Origin of the sequence: Pseudomonas sp. efr-133-TYG-103a (assembly GCF_030209235.1) — a bacterium.
Taxonomy (GTDB): domain Bacteria; phylum Pseudomonadota; class Gammaproteobacteria; order Pseudomonadales; family Pseudomonadaceae; genus Aquipseudomonas.
The window spans coordinates 1-9,492 of sequence record NZ_JARVSK010000051.1 but is presented as its reverse complement, the minus strand read 5'-3'; the positions used below and the strand labels follow the sequence as shown (position 1 = coordinate 9,492).

Annotated in this window: 3 protein-coding genes; all 3 read left to right on the top strand. The window is 61.8% G+C overall.

Annotated features, from left to right (window positions below):
• The first annotated feature begins 140 nt into the window (after nucleotides 1-140).
• The 3 genes from recC to recD are packed head-to-tail and all read left to right on the top strand — an operon-like array spanning nucleotide 141 to nucleotide 9,405.
• Complete coding sequence (recC, locus tag QRN36_RS27415) at nucleotides 141-3,626, top strand: exodeoxyribonuclease V subunit gamma (RefSeq protein ID WP_285426844.1); 3,486 nt, start codon at nucleotides 141-143, stop codon at nucleotides 3,624-3,626.
• A complete protein-coding gene (gene recB, locus QRN36_RS27410) occupies nucleotides 3,623-7,321 on the top strand; it encodes an exodeoxyribonuclease V subunit beta (RefSeq protein WP_285426843.1) in 3,699 nt (1,232 codons plus the stop codon). Before recC ends, recB begins: the two co-directional genes overlap by 4 nt.
• Nucleotides 7,318-9,405: an exodeoxyribonuclease V subunit alpha gene (gene recD, locus QRN36_RS27405; protein ID WP_285426842.1), complete on the top strand. Its 2,088-nt coding sequence runs from the start codon at nucleotides 7,318-7,320 to the stop codon at nucleotides 9,403-9,405. Before recB ends, recD begins: the two co-directional genes overlap by 4 nt.
• Nucleotides 9,406-9,492 lie beyond the last annotated feature (87 nt).

Below are 9,492 nucleotides of genomic sequence, written 5' to 3'. Positions count from 1 at the left end.
ATTCCAGAACCCCATTTGCGAAAGCAGATGGGGTTTTGTTTTTGCGCGTGAAAAACCTCAGCCTCCATCGTGCAGTCCCTGTCTGCGATGCACCCGTCCTCTGTTAGTCTTCTCTCTCTTCAAACGCCAAGGAAGCAGTTATGCCGGTGACGTCCAACCTTAATCCCGGGTTCATGGTGGTTCATGGCAACCGCCTGGATGAACTGCGCAGTCTCGTGGTGTCTTGGATGCGGCGTTACCCGCTTACGCCCTTGGAGAACGAAGTCGCGCTGGTGCAGAGCAACGGGATTGCACAATGGCTCAAGCTCGCACTCGCTGAAGACCCTCAGGATGACGACCAAGGTGGATGCGGTATCGCCGCGGCAATCGATGTTCAACTGCCGGGTAGCTTCATGTGGCAGCTGTACCGCGCGGTGCTGGGTAAGGAGCAGATTCCTGAGACGTCATTGCTGGACAAGGCGCCTTTGACCTGGCGTTTGATGAGGCTCTTGCCTGCGCTCATAGATCAACCGCACTTCGAGCCATTGCAGCGATTTCTGACCGCTGATAACGATTTGCGCAAGCGCTACCAGTTGGCCGAGCGGCTCGCAGACCTCTTCGACCAGTATCAGGTATATCGCGCAGACTGGCTGGAAGATTGGGCTGCGGGCCGGCATCAACTCAGAAACGTCAGGGGCGACGTCACACCGCTCAAGCCCGAAAACTGCTGGCAAGCGGAATTGTGGCGTGCGCTGCTCCATGATGTTGGAGCCGAAGGCATGGCCCAGAGTCGGGCCGGTGTGCATCAGCGGTACATCGAACGTATCAACAGCCTGACCACGGCACCTGCGGGTTTGCCCGCCCGGGTGATCGTATTCGGTATCTCTTCGCTTCCGGCACAGGCGCTGGAAGCGCTCGCGGGCCTCGCGCGTTTCAGCCAGGTTTTGCTGTGCGTACATAACCCGTGTCGTCACCACTGGGCCGATATCGTGGCGGACAAGGACCTGCTGCGACACGAATACAAACGTCAGTCGAGAAAGGCCGGCATGCCTGTGGTGCTGAATCCGGACGCATTGCACCAGCACGCTCATCCGCTGCTGGCGGCGTGGGGTAAACAGGGGCGCGATTACATCAACCTGCTCGACAGCCACGATGATCCCAACAGCTACAGGTCGATCTTCCGGGACGGGCGCATCGACCTGTTCAGCGAAAACGAACCGCGCTCGATGCTGAATCAGTTGCAGGATGACATTCTCGAGCTCAGGCCTTTGAGCGAAACGCGGGAGCTGTGGCCTGCGGTCGACATCAAGGTCGATCGCTCGATTCGCTTTCATGTTGCTCACAGTGCGCAGCGCGAGGTGGAGGTGTTGCACGACCAACTCCTCGCACGATTCGGCAATGATGCACAACTGCGGCCGCGCGATATCATCGTCATGGTCCCGGACATCGACAGTTATGCGCCTCATATCCGCGCCGTTTTCGGCCAACTGGATCGAGACGACAAGCGCTTCATCCCCTTTACCTTGGCAGACCAGGGCCAGCGCGGTCGTGATCCGCTGCTCATTGCCGTCGAGCATTTGCTGAAGATCCCCGACAGCCGTTTCCCGGTGAGCGAGATTCTGGATCTGCTGGATGTGCCCGCCTTGCGAGCTCGATTCGGGATTGACGAGCGTGACCTGCCGACTTTGCATCGCTGGATCGAAGGAGCAGGCGTGCGCTGGGGGCTCAATGCCAGGCAACGCGAAGGTCTGGGTTTACCTGAGGCGCTGGAGCAGAACAGCTGGCATTTCGGTCTGCGCCGCATGTTGCTGGGCTATGCAGTCGGTGCGGGGCAGGCATATGACCAGATCGAGCCGTACGATGAAATCGGCGGACTCGACGCGGCCTTGATCGGGCCGCTGGTTGCGTTGATCGATGCGCTGCAAGTCGCCCATAACGAGCTTTCGCAGCCTGCCTCGCCGCAAGTCTGGGGCGAACGGTTACAGGCCCTGATGCAGCTTTTCTTCAGTGCCGAAAGCGAGCACGACGACTACTTGCTCGGCCAGTTGGAGACGTTGCGCGAAACCTGGCTGCAAACCTGTGAAACAGTCGATCTGGTCGAGATACTTCCCTTGACCGTCGTGCGTGAGGCTTGGCTGGCGGGCCTGGATCAAGGCCGGCTTTCGCAGCGCTTTCTGGCTGGCTCCGTCAACTTCTGCACCTTGATGCCCATGCGCGCGATCCCCTTCAAAGTGGTCTGCCTGCTGGGCATGAACGATGGTGATTACCCGCGTGCGCAGCCGCCGCTGGATTTTGACCTCATGGGCAGCGACTACCGCCCGGGCGACCGTTCCCGTCGGGAAGATGATCGCTATCTGTTGCTCGAAGCGCTGCTGTCTGCGCGTGACCAGCTCTATATCAGTTGGGTGGGACGCAGCATTCGCGACAATTCTGAACGGCCCGCATCGGTGCTGATCGGACAGCTGCGCGATCATCTTGCAAGTGGCTGGAGGCTGGAGGGGGCTGTCGAACCCGAGGACGCCAAAAAACGCGATCCTGGGCAACAGTTGCTGCACGCACTGACACTTGAGCACCCGCTGCAGCCGTTCAGCGCCAAGTATTTTCAGGAGAGCCTGGAGTTCTTCAGTTTTGCCCGGGAATGGCAGGTCCTCCATGAGGCCGCGACGGAGGCGGCGGATGACAGGACGCTGGAAAAACATGTGCAAGAAGAGCCGTTGAGCCTGATGCAGCTGCAGGATTTTCTGCGAAACCCGGTCAAACATTTTTTCAGTCTGCGCTTGAAGATATTCTTTGAGGTCGCCGAGGCGCCGCTGGCCGATGAAGAGCCGTTCGTGCTCGACGCGCTTGAGCGCTATGGCTTGAGCGACAGTTTGCTGCAAGCCGCATTGATCGAGCCTGACAGCGTCGATGAGTCGTTGAGAGCGCAAGCAACCCGCTTGCAGAGCAGCGGGCTGCTGCCGATGGCAGGTTTCGGAACGCTGCTTCAGGATGAGTTGATCGAACCGCTGCCGGATCTGGTGCGCCGTTATCATGAGCTGCTCTTCAAATGGCCTGAGCGGCTGCACAGTGCGCTGCCGGTTGCCTACGAGCATCAAGGCGTCGAGCTCGACGGCTGGCTCGACGGCCTTTATCGGAATGCTCAGGGCGAGTTGCTGGCCGTCTCTGCGATCCCGAATTCGATTGGCGGCAAGAAGAGTCGCAAATGGCATCGCCTGATCAGGCCGTGGGTCAATCATCTGGTGGCGTGCGCCTGCGATCTGCCGCTGACCACCGCACTGGTGGCCAGTGACGAGACGCTGCTGTTGTCGCCGCTTGACCGGGACACGGCCCGCCGTACCCTCGACAACCTGTTGCTGGCCTGGCAGCAGGGCATGCAGCGACCGTTGCCGGTTGCGGTGCAGACCGCTTTTGCGTGGCTGGGGCAGAGCGATGAAGCGAAGGCGCAGGCTGCCGCGCGCAAAACGTACGAAGGTGACGGTCAGACCACTCAAGGCGAGCGTGCGCAAAGCACCGCGCTTGCACGGCAGTTCCCGGATTTCGATGCCCTGCTGGACTCCGAGGAATTCGTGGGCTGGTGTGAGTCTTTGTACAAGCCTGTTTATGAGGCGCCCTGGCAATCGCTGTCCAGTGAGGAGGCCGCAGCATGAGCAACGCACAACAACCGCTGGCCTTGAGTTTTCCGCTGCGAGGCAGCCAACTGATCGAGGCGAGCGCCGGGACCGGCAAGACCTTTACGATTTCTGCGCTTTACCTGCGTCTGGTGCTGGGGCACGGCGGCGAGATGTCCGGTTTCGGCCAGGAACTTCTGCCGCCGCAGATTCTGGTGGTGACCTTCACTGACGCAGCCACTAAGGAGCTGCGCGATCGTATCCGCACACGCCTGGCCGAAGCCGCCCGTTTTTTCCGTCAGGAGATCGAGGCGCCCGATGCGCTGATCGCCGAACTGCGCAACGAGTTTGCCGCCGAGCAATGGGCCGGATGCGCGAGCCGACTGGACATCGCCGCGCAGTGGATGGACGAAGCAGCGGTCTCGACTATTCATAGCTGGTGTCAGCGCATGTTGCGCGAGCACGCCTTCGACAGTGGAAGCCTGTTCACCCAGAGTCTGGAAACCGATCACAGCGATCTGCTCGGCGAAGTGTTGCGCGATTACTGGCGCAAGTTCTGCTATCCCATGAGCGGCGACGCCCTCAACTGGGTGCGTGACAACTGGGGCGGACCTGCGTCGCTGTTGCCTCGCGTGCGCGCACTGTTCGGCAGCGAACGCGCCACGGTCACGCAGACGCCCACTCAGCTGATCGAGCAGTCGATCCAGGAGCGCCGCGAAACGCTGAAAATCCTGAAATCGCCGTGGGCGAACTGGGCCGCTGAACTGCACGCGATCTGCATCGACGGCGTGAACTGCAAGGTGGTCGACGGACGCAAGATGCAGGAGCGTTATTTCAGGCCCTGGTTCGACAAGCTGATTGCCTGGGCCAATGATGAGGAACAGGAGCAGCTCGACCTTGGCACCGGATTCACCCGCCTGACGCCCGACGGCATCGCCGAAGCCTGGAAGAACAACCCTCCGTCACACCCGGCCTTTGAAGCCATGGTGGAATTGAAAGTCGCGCTCGATACGTTGCCCACGCCCGATGCCGCTGTGCTCGAGCATGCCGCGCAATGGGTAGGCGCGCGTTTCGAGGAAGAGAAAAGACGCCGTGCGGAAATGGGCTTTGACAACATGCTCCTGCGTCTCGATGCAGCGCTTCGTGGGGCTGGCGGCGAGCGTCTGGCCACCTTGATTCGCGAGCAGTTCCCGGTTGCCCTGATCGACGAATTCCAGGACACCGATCCGGTGCAATACCGGATTTTCGACAGCATCTATCGCCTGGAAGCCAACGACGAAAGCACCGGACTGTTCCTGATCGGCGATCCTAAACAGGCGATCTACGCGTTTCGTGGCGCCGATATCTACACCTACCTGCGTGCGCGCTATGCGACCGCGGGGCGCTTGCACACGCTCGGTACCAACTACCGCTCCAGCCACGCGATGGTTGAGGCGGTGAACCATGTGTTCGCCCGTGCGGAGCAAAGCGTCAGCGGCCGTGGAGCTTTTCTGTTTCGCCGTGCGCACGACAATCCGGTGCCGTTCCAGGCAGTGGGTTCGCAAGGCCGCAAAGAGGTTTTTCATCTCGATGACAGCGTCGTTGCGGCGCTGAATGTCTGGCAACTGGAGAGCGATCAACCGGTTTCCGGCGCAGTTTATCGGCAGCAGATGGCGGCGAGCTGCGCGAGCGCGATCGTGCGCCTGCTCAATGCAGGTCAACAGGGCCGGGCCGGATTTGCCAGGACCGGCGAGGCGTTGATGAGTGTGTTGCCTGCGGACATCGCGATTCTGGTGCGCGATGGCAAAGAGGCCCAGGCCGTGCGCGGCGAGCTGTCCGCGCGAGGGGTTCGCAGCGTCTATCTGTCCGACAAGGACTCGGTGTTCGCCGCTCAGGAAGCTCACGATCTTCTGGCCTGGCTCAAAGCCTGCGCCGAGCCGGACGCCGAGCGTACGCTGCGCGCTGCGTTGGCCTGCATCACGCTTGATCTGCCGCTGGCGGAGCTGGAGCTGCTCAACCAGGACGAACTGGCGTGGGAAAACCGCGTCATGCAGTTTCGCGACTACCGGCGAATCTGGCGCACGCAAGGGGTGTTGCCGATGCTGCGACGTCTGCTTCACGACTTCAAACTGCCTCAAGCGCTGGTCCAGCGCAGCGATGGCGAGCGGGTACTGACCAACTTGTTGCACTTGTCCGAGCTGATGCAGCAGGCCGCCGCTGAACTCGACGGCGAACAGGCGCTGATCCGCCATCTGGGCGAACATCTGGCGTTGTCCGGTCAGGCTGGAGAAGAGCAGATACTGCGTCTGGAGAGCGACGAGCAACTGGTCAAGGTTGTCACCATCCACAAGTCCAAAGGCCTGGAATACCCGCTGGTGTTCCTGCCCTTCATTTGTTCGACCAAGCCGGTCGATGGCAGTCGCCTGCCGCTGCACTTTCATGACGCAGACGGGCATGCGCAGATCAGCCTCCAGCCGACGGCCGCGTTGATCGAGCAGGCTGACGAGGAGCGTCTGGCCGAGGATCTGCGCCTGCTGTATGTGGCACTGACGCGGGCCCAGCACGCGTGTTGGCTGGGCGTCGCCGACCTCAAGCGCGGCAATGCCAATGGCTCGATTCTGCATCGTTCGGCGCTGGGTTATCTGCTGGGCGGCGGCGAGCCGTTGGCTGAGTCGGCCGGGCTTGGTTCGTGGCTGCGGTCGCTGGCCGAAAATCAGCCGACGGTGCATGTCGAGCCGATGCCTGAACCGACCGCCGAAACCTTCAGTGCGCCGCGCAGCGAAGCCGCGTTGAGCAAACCGCGCCTGCCTCGACGCAGTGCCCGAGAGAACTGGTGGATTGCGTCCTACAGTGCGCTGCGCATTGGCGACATCATCACCGACAGCGGCGATCAATCGCCCGACAGCCCGCAAGCGCAGAAGCTGTTCGATGACGAGCGACTCGATCCCGACGCCCCGCGTGAAACGCCAGCCAGTGGCGGCGACATTCATCGGTTTCCCCGTGGGCCCAATCCCGGCACCTTTCTGCACGGCTTGCTGGAATGGGCCGGCGAGAAAGGTTTCGCCGACGCCGCAGCGGACCCTCAGGCGCTGGAAAAGGTCGTTGCCCAGCGCTGTAACCGACGTGACTGGAAAGGCTGGATCAATACGCTGACTGACTGGCTCAAGCATTTGCTGAGCATGCCGCTGCGTCTGGGTGAGGCTGATCAGCCGGTCGCCCTGAGCCAGTTGGATCAGCCGAACCAGTATCGGGTGGAAATGGAGTTCTGGTTCGCCTGCTCGAAAGTCGACGTGGCGCGGCTGGATGCGCTGGTGCGCCGCTATACCCATGACGGCGCTCCTCGCGCGGCGGCGGAGACGGTGTCACTGAACGGCATGTTCAAGGGCTTCATCGACCTTACGTTCGAGCATCAAGGCCGCTATTACGTGGCTGATTACAAATCCAACTGGCTGGGCGTCGACGACGATGCGTACACCGCTGCGGCGATGGAAAGCGCGATTCTGGAAAACCGCTACGACCTGCAGTACGTGCTTTATCTGTTGGCGTTGCATCGTCAGCTCAAGGCGCGGCTGGCCGATTATGACTACGACCTGCACATGGGCGGCGCGGTGTACCTGTTTGTGCGCGGCAGTCTTGCAGCCAGTCAGGGCGCCTGGTTTACCCGCCCGCCGCGCGAACTGATCGAAGGGCTTGATCGGCTGTTTCAGGGACGCGCCGCGCTTGAAGACGATGTGCTGTCTGGAGAATTCGCATGAACCGCACGTTTGCCCATCTGCTGCCCACCGCGCTGGATGCCGACAGCCTCGCGTCGCTCAAACCACTGAGCCGCGTCGAGGATCTGCTGTTGTTGCTCGAGCGCTGGGTCGAGCGCGGCTGGCTGCGCGCGCTGGACAAGGCGTTCGTGGCGTTTCTTGCTGATCTGGATCCGGCGGCGGACTCGCTGGTGCTGTTGGCCGCGGCGCTCACGAGTCATCAGTTAGGCCACGGCCATGTGTGTCTGGACCTGCACGAGACGCTCAAGGAACCGGACTTCGCACTGTCGCTGCCGCCGGAAGGCGATGTGTTGTCGACGCCGATGCTGCTGCCCTCGACGCTGCTCAAGGCGCTGGATGGCGCGACCTGGTGTCAGGCACTTGCCGGCAGCAAGCTGGTTGCGCTGGCTGACGATCGTTCCGATGCCGCCGCGCAGAAACCCTTGGTGTTATCTGATCGGCGTCTGTATTTGCGCCGCTATTGGACCTATGAGCGCAGGATCGACACGGCGCTGCATCGTCGTCTGGCGCAGGCCGAACCTGCACCAGTTGATCTTGCCCAGCGTCTGGACGTGTTGTTCGGTGCGGCGAATCATGCCGCCGACGCCTTGATCGACTGGCAGAAACTGGCCTGCGCGCTGGCGACGCGCGGTGCGTTCAGCATCATCACCGGTGGCCCGGGAACCGGGAAAACCACCACCGTCGTGCGCCTGCTTGCGCTGCTCCAGTCGCCGGCAGTGGAGAGCGGCAAGCCATTGCGCATTCGTCTGGCAGCGCCGACCGGCAAGGCGGCCGCGCGGTTGACCGAGTCGATCAGCCATCAGGTTCAGTCGCTGCAAGTGGCCGAAGCGGTGCGGCAGAAAATCCCCAGCGATGTGACCACCGTTCACCGTTTGCTGGGCAGTCGTCCCGGCACGCGGCATTTCCGTCATCACGCCGGCAATCCGCTGCCGCTGGATGTGCTGGTGGTCGATGAGGCGTCGATGATCGATCTGGAAATGATGGCCAATCTGCTGGACGCCCTGCCGCCACATGCGCGCATGGTGCTGCTCGGCGACAAGGATCAGCTTGCCTCGGTCGAAGCCGGTGCCGTGCTGGGCGATTTGTGCCGCGACGCCGAAGCGGGAATGTACAGCCCGCAGACGCAGGCGTGGCTGGAGTCGGTCAGTGGTGAGGACCTGAGCAGAAGCGGCTTGCAGCAGGGCGACGACGTGCAACACGCACTCGCTCAACAAGTGGTGATGTTGCGCCATTCCCGCCGTTTCGTTGCAGGCAGCGGCATTGGTCAACTGGCCAGACTGGTCAATCAGCAACAGGATCAGGACGCCCGTGCGATTCTGCTCAACGGCGGCTACAAGGACCTGTATTCATTGGTGCTCAAGGGCGAGCATGACCGTGCGTTGTCGCGCCTGTTGCTCGACGGCCACGGCAATGGGCCGCAAGGCTATCGCCATTATCTGGCCGTGATGCACGCGCAGCGGCCGCAGGTTCTGACCTCGATCGACGACCCTCGCTGTGTCGAGTGGGCGCGCCAGGTGTTGACTGCCTTCGATGCGTTTCAGCTGCTCTGTGCCGTGCGTAAAGGGCCGTGGGGCGTCGAAGGGCTGAATCAGCGTATCACGCAAACGTTGTTTGCCGCCCAGTTGATCGAAAGCGATCAGCAATGGTACGAAGGCCGTCCGGTGTTGATGACGCGCAACGATTACGGGCTGGGCTTGATGAACGGCGACATCGGCATCGCGCTGCGGCTGCCCGAGGGGGCGCCGGAGGAAAATCGTCAGGCGCTACGCGTGGCGTTCCCGCGCAATGACGGCGCCGGTGGCGTGCGCTTTGTGCTGCCGAGCCGACTCAACGATGTGGAAACGGTGTATGCGATGACGGTACACAAATCCCAGGGTTCAGAATTTGCCCACACCGCGCTGATCCTGCCCGAGGCGCTGAACCCGGTGCTGACTAAGGAGTTGATCTACACCGGCATCACGCGGGCGAAGAACTGGTTCAGCCTGATCGAGCCGCGTCACGGCGTCTTCGAAGAGGCCTTGCGGCGCAAGGTCAAGCGCCTGAGCGGGTTGATGCTGGCGTTGTAAGGCACCCTCTTCGGGATATCTGCATGAGCAATGCGATCTGGCGCGCAGCGGCAGCAGAATCGGATGACGCGGCGCATCAGGCAGACC

What these genes read in the sequence shown, in the direction of transcription:
- recC (WP_285426844.1), top strand. Translation starts at nt 141, where the DNA reads ATGCCGGTGACGTCCAACCTTAATCCCGGGTTCATGGTGGTTCATGGC.
- recB (WP_285426843.1), top strand. Translation starts at nt 3,623, where the DNA reads ATGAGCAACGCACAACAACCGCTGGCCTTGAGTTTTCCGCTGCGAGGC.
- recD (WP_285426842.1), top strand. Translation starts at nt 7,318, where the DNA reads ATGAACCGCACGTTTGCCCATCTGCTGCCCACCGCGCTGGATGCCGAC.